Annotated in this window: 20 protein-coding genes; 18 read left to right on the top strand and 2 right to left on the bottom strand. The window is 43.4% G+C overall.

Going from position 1 to position 19301, the window contains the following annotated elements; translation table 11 throughout:
- Genes priA through pknB form a run of 5 tightly spaced genes read left to right on the top strand, consistent with a single transcriptional unit; the run spans position 1 to position 7459 of the window.
- Positions 1-2415 carry a primosomal protein N' gene (gene priA, locus AC6H04_RS11440; RefSeq protein WP_497571797.1) on the top strand — a complete coding sequence of 805 codons (2415 nt, stop codon included), beginning with the start codon at positions 1-3 and terminating at the stop codon, positions 2413-2415.
- An 18-nt stretch (positions 2416-2433) separates the two neighbouring features.
- On the top strand, positions 2434-3381 hold the full coding sequence (gene fmt, locus AC6H04_RS11435; protein WP_497571796.1) for a methionyl-tRNA formyltransferase: 948 nt from the start codon (positions 2434-2436) through the stop codon (positions 3379-3381).
- Positions 3378-4724: a 16S rRNA (cytosine(967)-C(5))-methyltransferase RsmB gene (gene rsmB / locus AC6H04_RS11430; RefSeq protein ID WP_497571795.1), complete on the top strand. Its 1347-nt coding sequence runs from the start codon at positions 3378-3380 to the stop codon at positions 4722-4724. Before fmt ends, rsmB begins: the two co-directional genes overlap by 4 nt.
- Before the next feature lie 12 nt (positions 4725-4736).
- Positions 4737-5480 carry a Stp1/IreP family PP2C-type Ser/Thr phosphatase gene (locus tag AC6H04_RS11425; RefSeq protein WP_497571794.1) on the top strand — a complete coding sequence of 248 codons (744 nt, stop codon included), beginning with the start codon at positions 4737-4739 and terminating at the stop codon, positions 5478-5480.
- Positions 5480-7459 (top strand): Stk1 family PASTA domain-containing Ser/Thr kinase, encoded by a 1980-nt coding sequence (gene pknB, locus AC6H04_RS11420; protein WP_497571793.1) that lies wholly within the window; start codon positions 5480-5482, stop codon positions 7457-7459. Before AC6H04_RS11425 ends, pknB begins: the two co-directional genes overlap by 1 nt.
- A gap of 173 nt (positions 7460-7632) precedes the next feature.
- On the opposite strand, the gene AC6H04_RS11415 is transcribed toward pknB, so the two are convergent.
- Positions 7633-7824, bottom strand: a complete 192-nt coding sequence (locus AC6H04_RS11415; protein WP_497571792.1) for a hypothetical protein — start codon at positions 7822-7824, stop codon at positions 7633-7635.
- 208 nt (positions 7825-8032) lie between these two features.
- On the opposite strand from AC6H04_RS11415, the gene AC6H04_RS11410 reads away from it, so the two are divergent.
- The 6 genes from AC6H04_RS11410 (at position 8033) to AC6H04_RS11385 (ending at position 11816) form a co-directional block, all read left to right on the top strand.
- The gene (locus tag AC6H04_RS11410) at positions 8033-8362 is read left to right on the top strand and encodes a hypothetical protein (protein ID WP_497571791.1); all 330 of its coding nucleotides are present in this window, start codon (positions 8033-8035) and stop codon (positions 8360-8362) included.
- A 215-nt stretch (positions 8363-8577) separates the two neighbouring features.
- Complete coding sequence (gene rsgA, locus AC6H04_RS11405; RefSeq protein ID WP_497571790.1) at positions 8578-9480, top strand: ribosome small subunit-dependent GTPase A; 903 nt, start codon at positions 8578-8580, stop codon at positions 9478-9480.
- A gap of 11 nt (positions 9481-9491) precedes the next feature.
- Positions 9492-10142 carry a ribulose-phosphate 3-epimerase gene (gene rpe, locus AC6H04_RS11400; protein ID WP_497571789.1) on the top strand — a complete coding sequence of 217 codons (651 nt, stop codon included), beginning with the start codon at positions 9492-9494 and terminating at the stop codon, positions 10140-10142.
- A 1-nt stretch (position 10143) separates the two neighbouring features.
- Complete coding sequence (locus AC6H04_RS11395) at positions 10144-10791, top strand: thiamine diphosphokinase (protein ID WP_497571788.1); 648 nt, start codon at positions 10144-10146, stop codon at positions 10789-10791.
- Positions 10792-11011: 220 nt separating this feature from the next.
- Positions 11012-11383, top strand: a complete 372-nt coding sequence (locus tag AC6H04_RS11390) for a hypothetical protein (protein WP_497571787.1) — start codon at positions 11012-11014, stop codon at positions 11381-11383.
- A 25-nt stretch (positions 11384-11408) separates the two neighbouring features.
- Positions 11409-11816: a hypothetical protein gene (locus AC6H04_RS11385; RefSeq protein WP_497571786.1), complete on the top strand. Its 408-nt coding sequence runs from the start codon at positions 11409-11411 to the stop codon at positions 11814-11816.
- 162 nt (positions 11817-11978) lie between these two features.
- Here the strand turns inward: AC6H04_RS11385 and rpmB are convergent, their stop codons facing one another.
- Positions 11979-12164 (bottom strand): 50S ribosomal protein L28, encoded by a 186-nt coding sequence (gene rpmB, locus AC6H04_RS11380; RefSeq protein ID WP_089087725.1) that lies wholly within the window; start codon positions 12162-12164, stop codon positions 11979-11981.
- Between the two features lie 209 nt (positions 12165-12373).
- Here rpmB and AC6H04_RS11375 point away from each other — a divergent pair, with 209 nt between their 5' ends.
- From AC6H04_RS11375 to rnc, 7 genes are all read left to right on the top strand, one after another.
- The gene (locus AC6H04_RS11375) at positions 12374-12736 is read left to right on the top strand and encodes an Asp23/Gls24 family envelope stress response protein (RefSeq protein ID WP_054656347.1); all 363 of its coding nucleotides are present in this window, start codon (positions 12374-12376) and stop codon (positions 12734-12736) included.
- A gap of 19 nt (positions 12737-12755) precedes the next feature.
- Positions 12756-14459: a DAK2 domain-containing protein gene (locus tag AC6H04_RS11370; protein ID WP_497571785.1), complete on the top strand. Its 1704-nt coding sequence runs from the start codon at positions 12756-12758 to the stop codon at positions 14457-14459.
- A 141-nt stretch (positions 14460-14600) separates the two neighbouring features.
- Positions 14601-14858 (top strand): hypothetical protein, encoded by a 258-nt coding sequence (locus AC6H04_RS11365; RefSeq protein WP_497571784.1) that lies wholly within the window; start codon positions 14601-14603, stop codon positions 14856-14858.
- Between the two features lie 228 nt (positions 14859-15086).
- Positions 15087-17120 (top strand): ATP-dependent DNA helicase RecG, encoded by a 2034-nt coding sequence (gene recG, locus AC6H04_RS11360; protein ID WP_497571783.1) that lies wholly within the window; start codon positions 15087-15089, stop codon positions 17118-17120.
- Between the two features lie 15 nt (positions 17121-17135).
- Positions 17136-18173: a phosphate acyltransferase PlsX gene (gene plsX / locus AC6H04_RS11355; RefSeq protein ID WP_497571782.1), complete on the top strand. Its 1038-nt coding sequence runs from the start codon at positions 17136-17138 to the stop codon at positions 18171-18173.
- 71 nt (positions 18174-18244) lie between these two features.
- Positions 18245-18493: an acyl carrier protein gene (gene acpP / locus AC6H04_RS11350; RefSeq protein WP_497571781.1), complete on the top strand. Its 249-nt coding sequence runs from the start codon at positions 18245-18247 to the stop codon at positions 18491-18493.
- Between the two features lie 99 nt (positions 18494-18592).
- On the top strand, positions 18593-19294 hold the full coding sequence (gene rnc, locus AC6H04_RS11345) for a ribonuclease III (RefSeq protein WP_497571780.1): 702 nt from the start codon (positions 18593-18595) through the stop codon (positions 19292-19294).
- The last annotated feature ends 7 nt before the right edge of the window (positions 19295-19301 follow it).

Raw genomic sequence — 19301 nt, 5'->3', positions numbered from 1 at the left:
ATGACGCAAATTGCTGAGGTCATCGTGGATGTACCCACGATGCAGACCAATACGCCTTATTCGTATGAAATTCCGGCTGCCTTAGTTGATCAACTTCAGCCAGGTATGCGGGTGGTAGTCCCCTTCGGCAATGGCGGTCGTAAAGTTCAGGGATTTGTTTGGCAAATCAAGAGTGATGCTGCACCTGATCCAGAGGTGACGTTAAAAGTGGTCGAAACCGTCATGGATCCCGCGCCAGTTGTTAACGCTGAACTATTACAGCTTTCTGATTGGTTAGCAAATACCACGTATGCTTTTACCATTACCTGCCTGCAAACGATGCTGCCTAATGCACTGAAAGCCAAATATCAAAAATGGGTGAGTCCTACAGATCAATTACCTACTGACATCCGGACCAGTCTATTTGGTGGTGAAAGAGAATTATTGTGGGATGACACGCTGCCCACCGAAACCGTCAAACAGTTACTGGCACTTAATCGCCAGCATCTGGTCAATGTTCGTTATGAGGTTAGCAGCAAGTCACAGGTCAAAACGATGATGATGGTTCGGCCGACCGCGAATCGTGAAGACTTGACCATGGCAAAAAAACAGCTGCGGAAAACAGCGGTTAAGCAAGCAAAACTGATTGATTATTTAATGGATCACGCCGAACCAATCAGCCAAATTGAATTAGAACGCAAAATCAACGTTTCCAGCAGTATTTTAAAAACGGGAGAAGCAAACGGGTGGCTGACTCGTCAAGCCGTTGAAGTTTATCGCGATCCTTTTCAGACAGCCGTGGTTAAAACCCGACCGTTGCAATTGAATCCGGATCAGACAAAAGCAGTGAGCGCCATTTGCGCTGCCACAGACCACGAAAAAGCTGAAACCTTCTTGTTAGAGGGCGTGACGGGTAGCGGTAAGACTGAAGTTTACCTCCAAACGATTGCTAACGCGCTGTCTCATGGGAAGCAGGCACTGATGCTAGTCCCCGAAATTTCGTTGACACCGCAGATCGTTGGTCGTGTTCGGGGGCGGTTTGGTCAAAAAGTAGCCGTTTTACACAGCGGTCTGTCTGGTGGAGAACGTTTCGATGAGTGGCGTCGAATTCAGCGTGGAGAAGCGCAGGTTGTGGTTGGTGCTCGTTCTGCTGTTTTTGCACCGTTGACTCATTTAGGGGTCATCGTGGTGGATGAAGAACACGAAAGCAGTTATAAGCAGGATGATAACCCGAGATATCACGCAAGAGACGTGGCATTATGGCGGTCACGATACCATAACTGTCCCGTTGTTTTAGGCAGTGCGACACCTTCACTAGAAAGTCGAGCACGGGCTGAAAAGAACGTGTATACTAGACTATTATTGCCGTATCGGGTCAATCATCAGCAGCTGCCGGAAGTGACCATTGTGGATATGACCGAAGAACTGCGGCACCACAAAGAAAGTAATTTTTCTGGGAGCCTACTGCAGGCTTTGGAGAAACGGCTTGACCGTGGTGAGCAGTCGCTGCTAATGTTAAATCGGCGGGGTTATTCGTCATTTGTAATGTGTCGTGACTGCGGTTTTGTGTTGCAGTGTCCTAACTGTGATATTTCACTGACACTTCATATGGACACCAAAACCATGAAATGCCATTATTGCGGGCATGAGGAGCCAATTCCACACGTTTGTCCTAGTTGTCACGGACATCACATCCGCTATTATGGTACGGGGACCCAAAAGGTTGAACAGGAACTGACTGAACTGTTACCGGCTGCTCGAGTCATTCGGATGGATGTGGATACGACCCGTCGAAAGGGCGCTCACGAACGACTATTAAAACGGTTCGGCGACCATAAAGCCGATATTTTATTGGGAACACAAATGATCGCTAAAGGGTTAGATTTTCCTGATGTGACGCTAGTTGGCGTCCTAAACGCTGATACGGCTTTAGGACTGCCGGATTTTCGTGCCAGTGAACGGACTTTTCAATTGCTGACTCAGGTCAGTGGTCGAGCAGGCCGGGCCGAAAAGACTGGTCAGGTCTTCATTCAGACGTATAATCCGGATCATTACGCGATTCAATTAGCGAAAACTCAGAATTACGAAAAGTTCTTCGTTAGAGAAATGCAACTACGTCATCGCGGTAACTATCCGCCATATTACTTTGCGGTCAAGTTAACCGCTAGTGACGAAGACGAACGGCAAGCTGCTGAAGCGATGATTAAAATAGTGCGTCAGTTAAAGGCAGTTTTGAGTCCACAAGCCATTATCCTTGGCCCTACGCCGGGAGCTATTGCACGAGTGAACAAACGTTATTACTATCAGTTAGTAATCAAATATAAACGCGAACCCAAACTGGATGATGCCTTGTTTACCATTTTGGGACAGGCACAAAAACAGCGTCGTGGTGGATTACAAATTGCCATTGACCGAAATCCAATGAGTTTTATGTAAACAACGAAGGAGAAAAAAATGACTTCAATTGTATTTATGGGTACACCAGAATTCTCGGCACCAATTTTAGAAGCACTGATTCAGAATCATTATGCTGTCAAAGCAGTGGTGACTCAACCCGATCGTCCCGTTGGCCGAAAACACGTCTTAACGGCTTCACCAGTAAAAAAAGTTGCAGTTGCACATCAAATTGAAGTTTTGCAGCCGGCTAAAATTGGTGGCAGCGATGAAATGGCGCGGGTCATTGAGATTGCACCCGATTTTATTGTCACCGCAGCCTTTGGTCAATTTTTGCCTACTAAACTGTTAAAGGCAGCTAAGACCGCCGCTATTAATGTTCATGCCTCGCTACTACCAAAGTATCGTGGTGGGGCACCCGTCCACTATGCCGTTATGAATAACGACCCTGAGACCGGTGTTTCGATTATTTATATGATCAAGAAAATGGACGCTGGCGATATCATCAGTCAGCGTGCCATTCCCATTGAAAAAACGGATGATGTTGGTAGCATGTTTGATAAACTCAGCTTGCTTGGGAGAGATTTATTACTGGAGACGTTACCGAAGTTAGTTGACGGTGATGTGACTCCAGTACCGCAAGATGAATCAAAAGTGACCTTTTCACCCACTATCAAACCGGATGAAGAAGAAGTTGATTTTACCATGTCAGCTGAAATGATTGATGCGAAGATTCGCGGTTTGCGGCCGTTTCCGACGTCATATATTATTTTGTCCGGAACTCGAACGAAGCTTTGGGACGTCACGGTCTTACCTGATAAAACCGAGTTGACACCTGGCAAAGTCGTTGTCCACGAAAAACACCGGTTAGTCCTATCAACCGGCAATCATGGCACCCTGCAAATCAATGAATTACAGCCTGCTGGTAAACCAAAACAAACTATCACAGATTTTCTAAACGGAACTGAGGATGCCCTAACAGAGGGCGAACAGGTGGTTAAACTATGAGTAAAATTGATAACAACCCACGGTCATTAGCAGTTACAGCACTGACCCGTGTCAAAAATGGCGCGTATTCAAATCTTCAATTAAACCAGATGATCGATCAATCAAACATGTCACAACGAGATGCTGGCTTGATGACGACCATTGTCTACGGCGTCATTCAGCATCGGTTGACGATTGACTATCAGTTAGCACCATTTATCAAAAATCAAAAACGGGTTGCTGACTGGGTCATGATCCTGCTAGAAACTGCAGTGTATCAGATGCAGTATTTGGAACGTGTGCCTAAGCGAGCTATTTTTGACGAATCGATTCAGATTGCTAAAACGCGCGGTCATGAAGGTATTCGGCGTTTTGTGACGGGTGTGCTGCACCAAATGGACCGGGTTGGTATCAATGATCCAGCCGATATTGACGATCCTATTAAACGTCAAAGTTTGACCTATTCCGTTCCAGAATGGCTGATTAATGCATTGAATGACCAATTAGGCGCTGAAAAGGCTATTAGTGTGCTAGAAAGTATCAATCATCCTGCCAACCAGTCTGTTCGGGTGGCTACTGATCAAATTTCAATGGCGGATGCCAAGGCAGCGTTAGAAGCCGAGGACTACAAAGTTAGCGAAAGCCAAGTTGCCGCAGAGGGTTTTGTTCTTAAAGGCAAACCCGCTAATCAAGCCCAACTGTTCCATGATGGTCAGATCACGATCCAAGATGAAAGTGCGATGCTGCCAGCAGAAAGCATGCATATTAAGCCAGACATGATGATTTTAGATGCTTGCTCCGCTCCTGGTGGTAAGACTGTTCAAATTGCCGGTCAGCTATCAGCTGATGATCGTGGTCAAGTAGTGGCCTTGGATATTCACGAACATAAAGTTCAACTGGTTAAGCAAAATGCTAAGCGGATGCATGTCAATGACCGAGTTGTTACACAAGCCATTGATGCACGTAAAATTCAGGATGTTTTTGAAGACCAAACCTTCGATGAAGTTTTAGTAGATGCCCCATGTTCTGGGATTGGTTTAGTGCGCCGGAAGCCGGAAATTCGTTATGAAAAACAACTTAAAGACGTTGAAGCACTATCTAAAATTCAACTAGATATTTTGAACGCAGTTGCTCAAAAAGTAAAAATTAACGGTATAATAACTTACAGTACTTGTACGATACTTAATCAGGAAAATCGGGACGTGGTAGCGGCCTTCTTGGCTGACCATCCTGAATTTGAATCACAGCGAGTTGAAACAGCACTTGACTTGAAATCAGACCGAACAACTGATTATCTTGAAATTTACCCTGATGATTATGATTCTGATGGTTTCTTCATCAGTCAGTTCAAACGGGTACGTTAGTGGAGGATACAGATGCAGATTGCTTATGGAACAGCAATAGGGAAGCGCCGTAAAGATAACGAAGATAGTGTTGGTATCTTTACGAACCAGCAGGGTGTTAAGCTTGCCATCATCGCCGATGGAATTGGTGGTAATCAAGGAGGCGACGTCGCTTCTGAGATGGCAGTTACCCATATTGGTCATTCATTCAAAGCAAGCAACGCCCAAACCATTGATGACACAAAAGATTGGCTGCAAAAGCAGATCTCTTCTGAAAATCAGGATATTCGTAACCGTTCGGAACAGTTTATTGATCTTAAGGGAATGGGCACAACCATTGTTTTAGCCGTTATTTTCAAGCAGACGGTTTTAATTGGCAATATTGGTGATAGCCGGGGTTACTTGCTGCGTGATCACGTTTTTTCTCAGGTGACTGAGGACCATTCATTGGTGAATGAGCTGGTCAAACGTGGTGAACTTTCAAAACAAGCTGCACGTGTCCATCCGAAGAAAAATGTCATTACACGGTCATTAGGAATCGAAAAGGCTGTTCAGATTGATATGCATTTTCTTGAATTAACCGATAATGATATGTTGTTGCTTTGTTCAGATGGCCTCAGCGATATGGTCAATGATGATCAAATTCAAACTGTGCTTGAAAATGACGCAACCTTACAGGAAAAGTGCGATCAGCTTATTCAGCTAGCCAATGATGCTGGCGGTTTAGATAATATTAGTGTAATCTTAATCGACGATCGATCGGAGGTGGCCAACTAATGCGACCAAATTACGTTTTAGGTGGCCGTTATCGGATCACCCAAGCCTTAGGCGAAGGTGGAATGGCCAATGTCTATCTAGCTCACGATCTTATTTTAGATCGCGACGTGTCAGTGAAACTATTAAGACTTGATCTTCGAGACGATCCACATACCATCAAACGGTTTCAGCGCGAAGGATTGGCGGCAACTGAATTAGTCCATCCAAACATCGTCAGCGTGTATGATGTGGGTGAAGAAAACGGTATGCAGTACATGGTCATGGAATACGTGAAGGGTATGGACTTAAAGGCCTATATTAAACAACATTTTCCTATTCCGTATCAAGAAGTGATCAATATCATGGAACAGGTCCTGTCAGCAGTGGCGGTGGCCCATGATCATAACATTATTCACCGTGACTTAAAGCCTCAGAATATTTTGATTGATGAAAAAGGCGTTGCCAAAATCACCGATTTTGGAATTGCGGTGGCCATGTCAGAAAACGCGTTAACACAAACTAATACTGTGCTGGGTTCAGTCCATTATTTGTCGCCTGAACAAGCTCGTGGCGGCATGGCAACTAAAAAATCTGATATCTATTCGTTAGGTATTATTCTCTATGAACTCTTGACGGGAACGGTGCCTTTTAAAGGTGAAACGGCAATTTCAATTGCTATCAAGCATTTTCAATCCGAAATTCCCTCAGTACGTGAATTTGACCCGCGGATTCCACAAGCACTGGAAAACGTGGTCTTAAAAGCAACGTCTAAACGGCCTTCAGACCGCTATGAAACCGTCACTGATATGGCGAATGATTTAGAAACTTCTTTATCGCCACGACGAGCATCGGAATCTAAGTTTGTACCCGTTGAAGACGCTGATAACGGTGAAACCAAGGTTTTGGATAAATCAGCGTTACACTCTGAAGTTGCGCGTAACGAGCCCAAAACAGATGATACACCGCCATCGAAGCCTAAAAAACGTCATCGGCGTCGACGCTGGCTTTACGTTTTGCTTGGTCTGGCTGCGGTTTTGATTGCCATGGTTGGTCTGGCCTTTTGGCTTGGCCGTCCACAATCCGTGACAGTACCAGATGTCAGCGGCTTAACCATTGAAGAAGCCCAGCAAAAGCTTTCAGATAGCAATTTAGAGACAGGTTCAATTAAGCGGCAAGCCAGTGCAGACATTAAGAAAAATCTGGTGATTAAAACATCTCCCGGTGCGGAAGAATCTGCTAACAAAGATTCGAAAATTAAACTTTACGTTAGTACTGGCCCGCGGATGGTAAAAATCGGTAACTATATTGGTCAGTCTTATACCCGAGTCGCTGCTGTTTTAAAAGCCAAAGGGGTTACTGTTAGACGTCAAAACGAATCCTCTAATGAAGTGCCTATTGGAAGCGTGATGCAGCAAAGTGTTGAAAGCGGGCAGCGTATTAATCCGAAGGAAACTACAGTGACACTAACTGTTTCAGCTGGACAGCGTCAGTTGCAGTTAGACAACCTAATTGGCAAAAAGAAGGCGCAGATTCAACGTTATGCAACGCGTGAATCGCTTAATATTTCGTTCAAATACCGGTATGATAATGCAGATAAGGATACAGCTATTGACCAAAATCCGGCTGCCGGTAGCACGGTTAAGGAAGGTTCCACCGTTGTGGTGACACTGTCCAGAGGAAAGAAACCAGCCTCTAAATCGGAACCAAAAGTTGAAGATTTCAACGTTGATGTTAACATTCCGTTTGAGGCGAATAGCTCTAAGACTAGCGGTTCAGGTAAAACGAGTGTTTCTTCGACGTCAGGGGTCAATATTGTTCAGATTTATGTCCGTGACCACGATCATGATTACGGCACCGTTTATAAACAGTTGACCATTGCTCAAGATACCCAAGTCACGATTCCGTTTGCTGTTGAATCGGGTAAGAGTGGCGGTTATAAGATTATTCGGGATGGCAAGGTGATCTTGGCAGATAACAATGTCACTAAAAATGCGCATTAATCTGGCCGAATTCAAATAAATAATCCCCGTTCTGATGGTGACCATCAGGGCGGGGATTATTTGTTGCTTAAAAACTGAAACTTAGTTGTGAAGATCATTAAGTGAAAAAAGTAAGACTCATGAATATCATTTTTAAATAGCGTTTCTTAACTGTTTGCTGCTAATACAATCAACTATTGATCAGAATTGGCTTTCTCATCACTGAACGCAGCATGCAACGCAATCATTGCTGCTTTAGCCGAAATATTTGCAGCCATTTGAATGACTTCCCGAGAGGCTTCATCCTTGGTATCTGAAGTTAAATCGTCCACCCAAGCATGTAGTGCCTGAGAAGCTTTATCAAAATTAGGCTCATTGTTACTCATGATCATCATCACCTCCAGTAATAATTATCGCACTATCTATCAGTCACAGAAAGGTATCACGCCTGATTAAATAGTGGAAGATGGTCCTTTGTTAAGAAAATCTAAAATCGGTTCTTTTCGATACTAAGTGTTAGGAGAGAAGTAGCCTACCTGCTATACTCGCAGAGTTCTAGTCGCTGCCAACAACGAAAGGATTGTTTTTAATTCAATGAAATATTATATGGCTATCAGTGCTTCATTTCACGAGCCGAGTAAACGTCATTTAAGAAAGAACCGCAAAGATTTGTTTAACATTGTGATTGCCAGAATTAATGAGCACAACTTACAAGGCGTCACCAACCTTTTTTATCTTAACGTTGGTTATATTCCAAGCCATATCTATGAAAGTGTCCCGATTAACGGCGTTACTGTGTACCGCACTAAGCTTGGACGTGATGAATATAGCATCTTTCGCTCAACTGATTTCATCATTCAAAGTCAAGAAAAGGCTGATGAGATTATTGAGATGTTAAATCGTGAGTACGAAACGATTAAGTAAATGCTTACCGATATAGACTGATGTCATAATCTATCTTTTGTTTAAATTTTATAAATCTCCGTCCCGGATTTTTTGATTGGTAAGCCAAAATGGCAGCCAATTTTGATTTATTTTTGCTAAACCCTGTTAAATCAATGGACTTAACCCCAATAGTTCTTTTATAATGGACGAGGATTGGTTTTTAATTATTCAGAACTTAGAAGGGTGGCGTTGATGTGGCGGAAGGCCAAATTCGACAATCATTAAGCGGTTTTTACGATGTCATGACGGATTCAGGAACACTGGTGCGAACACGTGCACGGGGTAATTTTCGTAACCGAAAGATTACACCTTTAGTTGGTGACCGGGTTGTGATCGATGCGCCGAATGATCATGAAGGCTATATTTTAGAAGTTAAACCAAGGCATAATTCGTTGATTCGACCACCAGTTGCCAATGTTGATCAAGCAATCGTGGCAACGGCTGTGCGCGAGCCGGTTTTTTCGACTAATTTACTCGATCGACAGTTGTTAGCGCTAGAAATTGCGGATATCGAGCCTGTCATTTATCTGACAAAGACCGATCTGCTCACAGCAACTGAACAGGGTGAATTTGCTAGAACAGCAGATGATTACCGCAAAATTGGTTATCACGTTGTTTATACAGCGGAACCATTTTCAGCAGCTGCGATTCAAGAAGTTGACGATTTGCTAGCTGGTAAAGTGAGTGTCATCATGGGTCAGACTGGTGCCGGTAAATCGACATTGCTGAACCACGTTGCACCTGATTTAAAGCTTGAGACTGGTGAAATATCAGCCAGCTTACATCGTGGGAAGCATACGACCCGGCGAGTTCAGCTACTGGAAGTTGCGGGTGGCTTGATTGCTGATACGCCAGGATTTTCTTCGTATGATACCTTTTCACTTGATGCGCGGGAATTAGGCAAGTATTTCCGTGAGTTTCGTAGGGCATCCGTGGACTGTCGTTTTCGAGGCTGTGTTCACGTCAATGAACCTGGCTGCGCTGTCAAAGCGTTAGTTGAATCGGGTGATATTTTGCAAAGCCGTTATGATAATTATTTACTGCTGTATCAGGCTCTGAAAAATCAAAAACCAAACTACCGTAAATCTGAGAAATGAGGGACTATGATATGAAAATCGCACCATCTATTTTAAGTGCAGATTATGTTAATCTTCAAAAGGATATCGAAAAAGTAGACAAAGCCGGAGCTGAATATCTCCATATTGATGTTATGGACGGGCAATTTGTTCCCGCTATTTCGTATGGGCCAGGTTGGTTAAAAGCAATTCGTCCAATTACCAACATGACTTTGGATGTTCATCTCATGGTACAAAATCCTGAACGTTTTGTGGAACAATTTGCTGAAAATGGTGCTGATATCATTGGTGTCCACGTTGAAGCAACACCACATATTCATCGTGCACTTCAATTAATCAAAAATGCTGGTGCAAAGGCCGAAGTTGTTATCAACCCTGGTACTTCCGTGGAAGCTATCAAGCCATTACTTTACATGGTTGATCAAGTGTTAGTAATGACGGTCAATCCAGGGTTTGGTGGTCAAAAGTTCCTGCCCGAAACACTGAAGAAAATCAAGCAGTTAGACCAATTAAAACAAACTGAAGGCTACGACTTTGACATCGAAGTCGATGGTGGTGTTAAAAACGATACCATCGTCGATTGTCAAAAGGCTGGTGCAACGGTTGCTGTTGCCGGTTCGTACGTTTTTGATGGTGTTGATCCTGCTGCTAAAGTCCAAGTTCTAAAGGATGCGACGAAATAACATGACACATTTAAACTTGCTGGTAGGTGGTCCTACCAGTGAATGGCCTGACCAATTAGCTGCCGGCAAGGTGTCCGGTGATTGGATCGGTGTCGACCGCGGCACATTACGACTGTTGAAGATGGGTATTACGCCCTTAGTTGCGATTGGTGATTTCGATTCACTATCAGCAGACGAATTGAAGCTGGTCAAGAACGCTGTTTCCGATATCAGACAGGCTGTTCCAGAAAAAGATGAGACAGATACCCAGCTTGCTGTCACAGTTGCTTTACATGAGTATCAGTATGATCGATTAGATATTTATGGTGCGACTGGTGGCCGATTAGATCATTTTTTGGCTAACTTCTGGATGGTTCTAGAACCAAGGTATCGTCAATACGCATCTCAAATTCGGTTTATTGATAAGCAAAACACGATTACGTTTTTTGCGCCAGGTTCGTATGAGATCAAAAAAGAACCAGATAAAAAGTATCTGGCGTTTGTGACACTTGAAAATGTGGACCACCTCACGCTGCCTGATGAAAAGTACAATCTGAAGGACGAAAACGTGACCCGTCCAATTTCGTATGCCAGCAATGAATTTGTTGGCGATACCGGTCATTTTTCATTCGATAGTGGGATGGTCGCTGTGATTCAGAGTAAAGATTAATCGGATTAAAAAAGTGACCATTAGCTGTTTGCAATCAGGGCAAGTAGTCTTTTTTTCTAAGTTCCCGCCATCACTCACAGTGGCGAGAACTTTTTTGATTTCCTCAATAGCAGTATAGTGTCAGCATGGTACTTTGAATCCGGTTTCACTATTATGATAGAATGGTTATTGATAATAACAGGAACCAGATTAACGAGAAATTACTCAAGGAGTGAATAGCATGAAAGTGTTTAACGATCATTACGTAACCAATACAAAGGCACAGATGGCCGTCTTCATGGTCGATGGCAAACGTGTCGAAGTCTCAAATGGTGGTGCTGATGGTGAACAGGACATCCAGATCGTGCCAATGGCAGAATTTGATGATTACAAAGTTGATCCAGCAACCAAAACCGAAATTAACGGCAAAGAAATCCAGTTATTAGATTTTGACGGTAAAACGGATGTTCCGCAAGCTGCTATGGTGGATGGCAAAATGACTTCAATCACGTTAAACCGTCCCGACATTTTACCTGAAGGGCATTATGTTGCTTATAGTTTGGCGCCTAGTTTTGGATTAAAGCGGGGATGTGTTTACCTTTTTAAAGACTAATTAAAAACGAAAGTGAGTAACTAACGTGGCATTTCAAACACACTATAACTTCGGTGGAGCTAAAACCCACAACGGTGGTAGTAAATCTGCTGCTAAAAAGACACTCAAGCAACTTTGGCAATATATTCAGGGACAGGGGGCGCAGTTGCGCGATCCGCTCACGATTAGCCAAGTTGCGGCACTGCAGCGTCATTTATCGTCGTATGGCACGCGTATGGTGAACAGCTACCGGGTTTCCGGTGGAACCTATGACACAACTTTAACCCAGTACGTGACTGATTGCTGCGTCTACTTAGATCAATTTCTAATGGCTGATACAGCGCATTTAGCTGACGATAGGCTTTCGGACAATCGCCAAGCTTTTATGATTAAGTTTGAACATCAGGTCAATCAACTGATTCGTCACTATGAAACAGTCATCACTAAGGGATAATAACCGAATGGGGAACTAATTCCTGATTCCGATGATAATTGATTAACAAAACAAAAAAACCACTGCCAGCGAAATTAATCGTTGGCAGTGGTTCTTTTGGTTGAAAGAAAAATTTTAAAAACTTCACAAAAAAAGCTTGGCAATGGTGCCAAACTTTTTTAACTAAACTCGAGTCACTTTACCTGACTTCAAAGTCCGTGCAGAAATCCAAACCTTCTTAGGCTTGCCATCTACTAAAATCCGAACCTTTTGCAAGTTTGGCTTCCATGAACGCTTTGATGAATTCAAGGCGTGAGAGCGCTTGTTACCGAAACGGGTGCGCTTGCCGTTAATGAAATCTTTTGCCATTGGTAACTACCTCCTTTTAGACTTATCTAAAAAACGTTGCTTTTTAGCTCACTAAAATAATTTATCATAACCCCAATGGGAATGCAATAGTTTTCTTTCAAGTAATTTTACTTGACAGCACTCAAGATGATTAATTATCATAACGGTAATGCCCAATTTGTGGTAATATAAATTATCGTGAAGACTAGTACGCAAGGAGGCTGCTCTAGATGGCCGTTAAAATTAAAACAAAACATGGCTTAATCGATATTGATAATGATGTCATTGCTACAGTCGTTGGTGGTGCTGCCACCGATTCATACGGTGTTGTAGGTATGGCAAGTAAGAATCAGATTCGTGATAACGTAAATGTTATTTTGAACCGGAATAATTATGCCAAAGGCGTTGTCGTCCGTCAAGAAGATAACGGTGTGGCGGTTGACGTGAATATTATTGTCAGCTACGGGACGAAGATTTCAGAAGTGTCCCGAACCGTTCAATCAAAAGTAAAATATAATTTGGAAACAATGCTTGGAATCACTGCCAATGCTGTTAACATCACAGTTCAAGGCGTCCAAGTATTGAGTGAGTAAGAAGCGGAGGATAAAGTTGTTGCAAACGAAAGAAATAACGAATCATGAATTCATCAAAATGATTGAGGCAGCGTCAGCATTCCTTGATCAAAATGCTGAATTCATTAATTCATTAAATGTGTTCCCGGTACCCGATGGGGATACTGGGACCAACATGAGTTTGTCGTTGGATAGCGGCTTAAAGTACGTTAATGAATCAAGTAGCACTAAAGTTGGTGAATTGGCTGAAGCTTTGGCTAAGGGCTTACTGATGGGCGCCCGTGGGAACTCTGGTGTCATTTTATCGCAAATTTTCCGTGGCTTTTCAAAGGATGTGGCTGATAAAGAAACCTTGACAGCTACTGACTTAGCCGATGCCATCGCAGCTGGTGCTCAGACTGCTTATAAAGCCGTTATGAAGCCCACTGAAGGCACGGTCCTCACCGTTGTTCGGGAAGCAGCTAAAGCGGCTCGTAAGACGGCTGCTCGCGAAGATGATATCGTTGCGGTTATGGATGCTACTTATGAAGCCGCTGATGCTGCTTTGCAGACGACGCCAGATTTGTTACCTGTTTTAAAACAGGTGGGTGTCGTGGATTCCGGTGGTCAAGGCTTAACATTTGTGTTTCAGGCATTTGATGATGTCTTAAATGGTCGTGAAACCGTTCAAAAGGGTGCTCACCAACCGAATCCAACCGAGATGGATGAAATGGTCGATGCAGAACACCATCGCAGTGTGCAGGGTAAATTGAACCCTGATGACATTGTCTATGGCTATTGCACGGAGATCATGGTACGAATCGGTAAGGGCAAGCAAGTGGATCAAAAGTTTGATTATGATACTTTCTATGATTACTTAGCAAAGCTAGGCGATTCATTGCTGGTGGTCAACGATGATGAAATTGTGAAGGTCCACGTCCATACGGAACATCCAGGCAAAGTGATTGCGTGGGGTCAAGAATTTGGTGATTTAGCCAAGGTTAAAGTTGATAACATGCGTTTGCAACAAGAAACCATTATTGAAAAAGATGATGAGACTGCAGCAAAAGCCGCACCAGTTGCGACTGCGGAAGTACCCGCTGAAGCCCCTGAAACAGCAATCATTACCATTGCTGCTGGTCAGGGTATGCAGACTTTATTTGAAAGCCTTGGGGCAACCACCGTTATTTCTGGTGGCCAAACCATGAATCCAAGTACGCAAGACATCGTTGATGCAATCAACGACAGTCATGCCAAAAAGGCGATTATCGTGCCAAACAACGGTAATATCTTCTTAGCTGCCGAGCAAGCAGTGAAGGTCGTAGATATTCCCGCAGTCATTGTCCACAGTAAGACCATTTCACAAGGAATGACCGCTTTACTGGGCTTTGAACCTGACCATACACTTGAAGAAAATCAAGCTGCTATGGAGGACAATCTGGTTACTGTTAAGAGTGGTGAAGTGACTCATGCTATTCGTGACACTCAGATTGACGGTTTTGACATTAAAAAAGGCAATTTTATGGGCTTAATCGATGGCAAAATTGCAATTGTCACTGAAAATGTGGAAGAAGCTGCAATTCAGATGGTCAACAAAATGATCGATGACGATAGTGAAATTGTGACCATCATTTATGGTGCAGACACGAACCAAGAAACTGCAGAACACGTTGAAGCAGCGGTTGAAGAGCTTGATGATGAACTAGAAGTTGAAGTTCATGAAGGAGACCAACCAGTCTACCCATTTGTGATTAGTGTCGAATAAAAAGATTGCTTAAATAAAGAGGAGAAGCCCATTATCGGCTTTCTCCTCTTTTTGAATGGTTAGGAAACCTTTATTTACCAAAACGAGATCACATATGCGTATAATAGACTATAGAGTAATTTTAAAAAGAAGGAATCAACGATGGACAAACAAATTGTAACAGTTAATGGTACTAAATATGTGGTCACCGAACCCGCAACCGGTGAGATTTACGAAAGTACAGTAATGGGTGTCAGCGAGGCAATCAAAACGCTCAATGGCAAGGGATACAAGCTCAACGGCGATCCAAATAAATTATACGAAATTGAATGGATGCTAGATGGTGATTTGGACAGCGATGATTTCTCCAAGTGGGTGAAAGATTGGCAAACTGCTGACGCTGCCTTCGAACTGAATTAACAGTGAAATGCAGAGCTTTATTCAATTAGAAAGTAATGACAGTTCTCAAATCTTGAGTAGTGCCATTGCTTTTTTTTGCTGGTTTCGATTATAATGTATGACGTTATTGAATAACGGATTTGATTGACTTGTATTGGTGACAAAAGCCAAAATCTTTAATTCTTTAAAAGTGGCGGCTCAAGTGAACCGGCACTTTGTTTATCAGTCGCTAGGTTGGGAGGGAGTCACGTGGGATTATCAGATTCCGTGACAGTATTGCCAGGTGTTGGGCCAAAACGGGCTGACGCCTTGGCAGATCTTGGTATTACGACAATCGAGTCATTACTGACCTACTATCCGTTTCGTTACGAAGACCTCAGGGTAAAGGCACTTAATGAGATTGGCGACCAGGAGCAAGTTACACTAAAGGGTATTGTGGCTGCGCCTCCCACGCTAAGTCGGTTTGGTCGTAAAAAAAGTCGGCTGAATTTCAGATTACTGATTGGTCAAGACGTGGTACCGGTCACTTTTTTTAATCAGCCGTGGCTAAAAAACAACATTGAAGTTGAATCACCAATCATGGTGTACGGTCGTTTTGATGCGAATCGCAAACAACTCAACGGAATGAAAATCCTGAGCAGTGGCAAAAATGACCCTATGGCTTCCGTATACCCTTCAAACTCTGGTATTCGGCAAAAGACCATTCAACAGTTAGTAGTGGCTGCTTGGGAGCAATACCATACGGAAATTGTTGATTTAGTTCCCAATAACATCAAAACACACTATCGGTTGTTGGACCGGGCGCAAATGATTCATGACATGCATTTTCCTAAGGATTTAGCAGCGGCTAAAGCAGCTCGTCGATCGGCTAAATTTGAAGAATTCTTTCGTTTTCAAATGCAACTGCAAATGCTTAAACGACATGATGAAAGTCAGGCAGGTATTGATGTAGACTATGATAAGCAGCGGTTACAGCGTTTTATTCACACGCTGCCATACGAGTTAACTGATGCGCAAAAGCGAGTGGTAAATGAAATTTGCGCTGATATGAAACGGCCGATCCATATGAATCGGCTGCTCCAAGGTGACGTGGGAAGTGGTAAAACGGTGGTAGCTGCGATTTGTATGTACGCTGCCATTACCGGTGGTTATCAGGCCGCACTGATGGCACCTACAGAAATTCTTGCAGAACAGCATGCTAATAACTTACAGGCACTATTTGAGGGACTACCAGTGAATATTGTGTTACTCACTGGTTCGACTAAACCGGCTGTCCGAAAAGAGATTTTGCCACGACTAGCATCTGGTGAAATTAATCTGATTATTGGGACCCATGCTTTAATTCAAGAAGGGGTCGACTATCATCGCTTGGGACTGGTGGTCATCGATGAACAGCATCGCTTTGGGGTAGCACAGCGGCAGGCCTTACGTCAGAAAGGTGATAATCCTGACGTGCTGGCTATGACCGCAACGCCGATTCCTCGGACGCTGGCCATTACGAGTTATGGTGAGATGGATATTTCTGTCATCGACGAACTGCCGGCCGGTCGTAAACCGGTGACAACTCGCTGGATCAAGAATGCGCAGATTGATTCGGCCGTTCAGTTTGTATTGCGGGAATTAGCAGCTGGGCATCAAGCTTACGTTGTGACACCTTTAATTGAAGAATCTGAAGCCGTGGACATGAAAAATGCTGAAGCCATTTACGAACGTTTCTCCGCTTATTTTTCACCACACAATTATCAGGTGGGATTATTGCATGGCCGCATGAAAAACGATGAAAAAGATGACATTATGCAGGCGTTTAAGAATAACCAGTACCAAGTTTTAGTGGCCACCACCGTGATTGAAGTTGGGGTGGATGTGAAAAATGCTACCGTGATGTTGATTTACGATGCCGACCACTTTGGTCTTGCCCAGCTGCACCAACTACGAGGACGGGTCGGACGTTCTGATCAGCAGTCGTACTGCATCTTAGTGGCTGACCCTAAAAATAAAAACGGGGTTGACCGGATGCGAGTCATGACTGAAACTAATGATGGGTTCGTCGTCTCGCAAAAGGATTTAGAGCTACGTGGCTCTGGTGACGTGCTGGGAAAGAAGCAATCAGGGTTACCCGATTTTAAAGTTGGCGACCCCATCGCCGACCTCACCATGTTGAGTGTTGCGCAGGATGAAGCCAAAAAACTGACTAGCACCCCTGGATGGCAAACTTTGCCAGAAAACCAGGCACTGGTCAGTTATCTAAAACAAGCTGAAGAACACGCTTATATGTTTGATTAAGAGAGGATGAACAAATTGAGAATCGCTGTTGATGCAATGGGCGGAGACTACGCCCCCAAAGAAGTTGTCGCGGGAATTGAAATCGCGCGTGACCGCTACCCAGAAATTGAATTTGATTTGTACGGACAGACTGATAAAGTCAAACCGTTTTTAACTAATGAAGATCACATTACGTTAGTTCAAGCTGATGAAGTCATCACCATGGAGGATGAACCAGTCCGCGCTTTGCGCCGCAAAAAGCAATCCAGCATTGTTTTAGCTGCTCAAGCAGTGCGTGATGGTAAAGATGACGCGTTCTTCTCAGCCGGCAATTCAGGCGCTTTGCTGGCGGCTGGCCTGCTGATCATTGGTCGAATCAAGGGCATTGACCGTCCCGGTTTGACAACCACGCTGCCCGTTCTCAATAATCCAGAGCAAAATCAATTTTTGATGTTGGATGTGGGCGCAAACGCGGATTCAAAGCCGTTTAATTTGTATCAATACGCGATCTTAGGTAAATATTACGCACAAACTGTGATGGGTGTTGAGAACCCCCGCATCGGTTTACTGAATAATGGGACCGAGGCCGATAAAGGGGACATGGTTCATAAAGCTGTCCATGAATTTTTGGCTAATGCTAAAGACTTAAACTTTATTGGCAACGTTGAATCTCGGGAATTATTGAATGGTGCTGCTGATGTAGTTGTTACTGATGGTTTCACGGGTAACGCAGTGCTTAAAAATACTGAAGGCACGGCACTTTCAATGCTCAAGCTAATCAAACACAGTATTATGAACGGCGGGATTACCAGTAAACTTGGTGCAGCAATGCTCAAATCAACGTTCAAAGATATTCAGACTCAAATGGATTATTCCAAGTATGGTGGTGCAGTTTTACTTGGTGTTAAGGCACCAGTGATTAAAACACATGGCTCTGCCAAAGCTGAAACCATTGCCAATACCATTGGTCAAATCAAGACAATGCTGGAAAATCATTCAGTTGAAAACGTCGTCACTTACTTTAATGATCATAGTGAAGAAATGGCCGAAGCAAAGGCTGAAATGCAGAAGTAAGCAGGTAAATCTACCGTTTATGAGTAGTTTGTGCTAAACTGATTGTTGAACTAAATAGGGTGAGGTAGATTATGTCAAAAGATGAGATTTTTAATAAAATTGCCGACATCATTGCGGACCGGTTTGAAGTTAAACGTGACAAGATCACGATGGACTTAAATTTTAAAACCGACCTTGATGCCGATTCCATTGATTTTGTGGAATTTATTTTGGAACTTGAAGATACCTTTGGTGCGGAGATTTCGGACGATGCAGCCGAAAAGTTAAACACTGTGGGCGAAGCTGTTGAGTATATTGCAGCTAACGGTGACAAAAAATAGTAGTGTCAATTAATAAACGGAAAGGTTGCGGTGAAACGATTTGTTTTGTCACAGCCTTTTTCCTTGTATTTTTACAGACGAAAAGGAGTGTTTCTGAATTTGATTAAAGGGCTAGATGATTTACTTAAGCGAGATTTTAACATTGTCATTCAGGACAAAAGTTTGTTGGATGAGGCGTTTACACAAGCGTCTTATGTCAATGAACATCCTAATGAAAACTTAAAATTCTATGAACGGATTGAATTTTTAGGCGATGCGGTAATGCAGTTGGTTGTTTCAGACTATATCTATAAACGCTACACTAAGATGCCCCAGGGTCGTTTAACTCGGTTGCGGGCTGCCATGGTAAATGAGGAAAGTTTTGCCAGTTTTGCTCGGGAATGTCACTTTGACCAATACATCCGGTTAGGCAAGGGTGAGGAGAAGGCGCACGCTCGGGAACGGGATTCGTTACTTTGTGATATTTTTGAATCCTTTATTGGCGCTTTATACCTTGATCAAGGAGTGGAACCGGTACGAGCCTTTGCTGCTCAGGTCATTTTTCCAAAACTTGATGAGGGTCGCTTTGATGAATTTTTTGACCACAAAACGGAATTACAGGAAGTTGCACAAAAAAATGGTCCCGTTTCAATTGATTATGAGTTACTAGACGAAAATGGGCCGGATAATGATCGCGCCTTCAAAGTAGCCGTTAAAATTGATGGTAAAGAACTCGGTGTTGGGGTTGGTCATTCTAAGAAGAATGCCGAACAGGGAGCAGCCAAGCAAGCTTTACTTAAGCTTGAACCAGACCAAGCCTAATTTGAAA

Source organism: Secundilactobacillus sp. MJ173 (assembly GCF_059704265.1).
Note: the sequence above shows the minus strand (reverse complement) of the source record. Positions and strands in the feature narration are given on the sequence as shown.

Excerpts from the sequence above, each read along its gene's own strand:
- rsmB (WP_497571795.1), top strand. The coding sequence starts at position 3,378 with ATGAGTAAAATTGATAACAACCCACGGTCATTAGCAGTTACAGCACTG.
- AC6H04_RS11390 (WP_497571787.1), top strand. The coding sequence starts at position 11,012 with ATGAAAGTGTTTAACGATCATTACGTAACCAATACAAAGGCACAGATG.
- acpP (WP_497571781.1), top strand. The coding sequence starts at position 18,245 with ATGTCAAAAGATGAGATTTTTAATAAAATTGCCGACATCATTGCGGAC.
- pknB (WP_497571793.1), top strand. The coding sequence starts at position 5,480 with ATGCGACCAAATTACGTTTTAGGTGGCCGTTATCGGATCACCCAAGCC.
- AC6H04_RS11410 (WP_497571791.1), top strand. The coding sequence starts at position 8,033 with ATGAAATATTATATGGCTATCAGTGCTTCATTTCACGAGCCGAGTAAA.
- AC6H04_RS11365 (WP_497571784.1), top strand. The coding sequence starts at position 14,601 with ATGGACAAACAAATTGTAACAGTTAATGGTACTAAATATGTGGTCACC.
- priA (WP_497571797.1), top strand. The coding sequence starts at position 1 with ATGACGCAAATTGCTGAGGTCATCGTGGATGTACCCACGATGCAGACC.
- rpe (WP_497571789.1), top strand. The coding sequence starts at position 9,492 with ATGAAAATCGCACCATCTATTTTAAGTGCAGATTATGTTAATCTTCAA.
- fmt (WP_497571796.1), top strand. The coding sequence starts at position 2,434 with ATGACTTCAATTGTATTTATGGGTACACCAGAATTCTCGGCACCAATT.
- AC6H04_RS11415 (WP_497571792.1), bottom strand. The coding sequence starts at position 7,824 with ATGAGTAACAATGAGCCTAATTTTGATAAAGCTTCTCAGGCACTACAT.
- AC6H04_RS11395 (WP_497571788.1), top strand. The coding sequence starts at position 10,144 with ATGACACATTTAAACTTGCTGGTAGGTGGTCCTACCAGTGAATGGCCT.
- AC6H04_RS11375 (WP_054656347.1), top strand. The coding sequence starts at position 12,374 with ATGGCCGTTAAAATTAAAACAAAACATGGCTTAATCGATATTGATAAT.
- AC6H04_RS11425 (WP_497571794.1), top strand. The coding sequence starts at position 4,737 with ATGCAGATTGCTTATGGAACAGCAATAGGGAAGCGCCGTAAAGATAAC.
- rpmB (WP_089087725.1), bottom strand. The coding sequence starts at position 12,164 with ATGGCAAAAGATTTCATTAACGGCAAGCGCACCCGTTTCGGTAACAAG.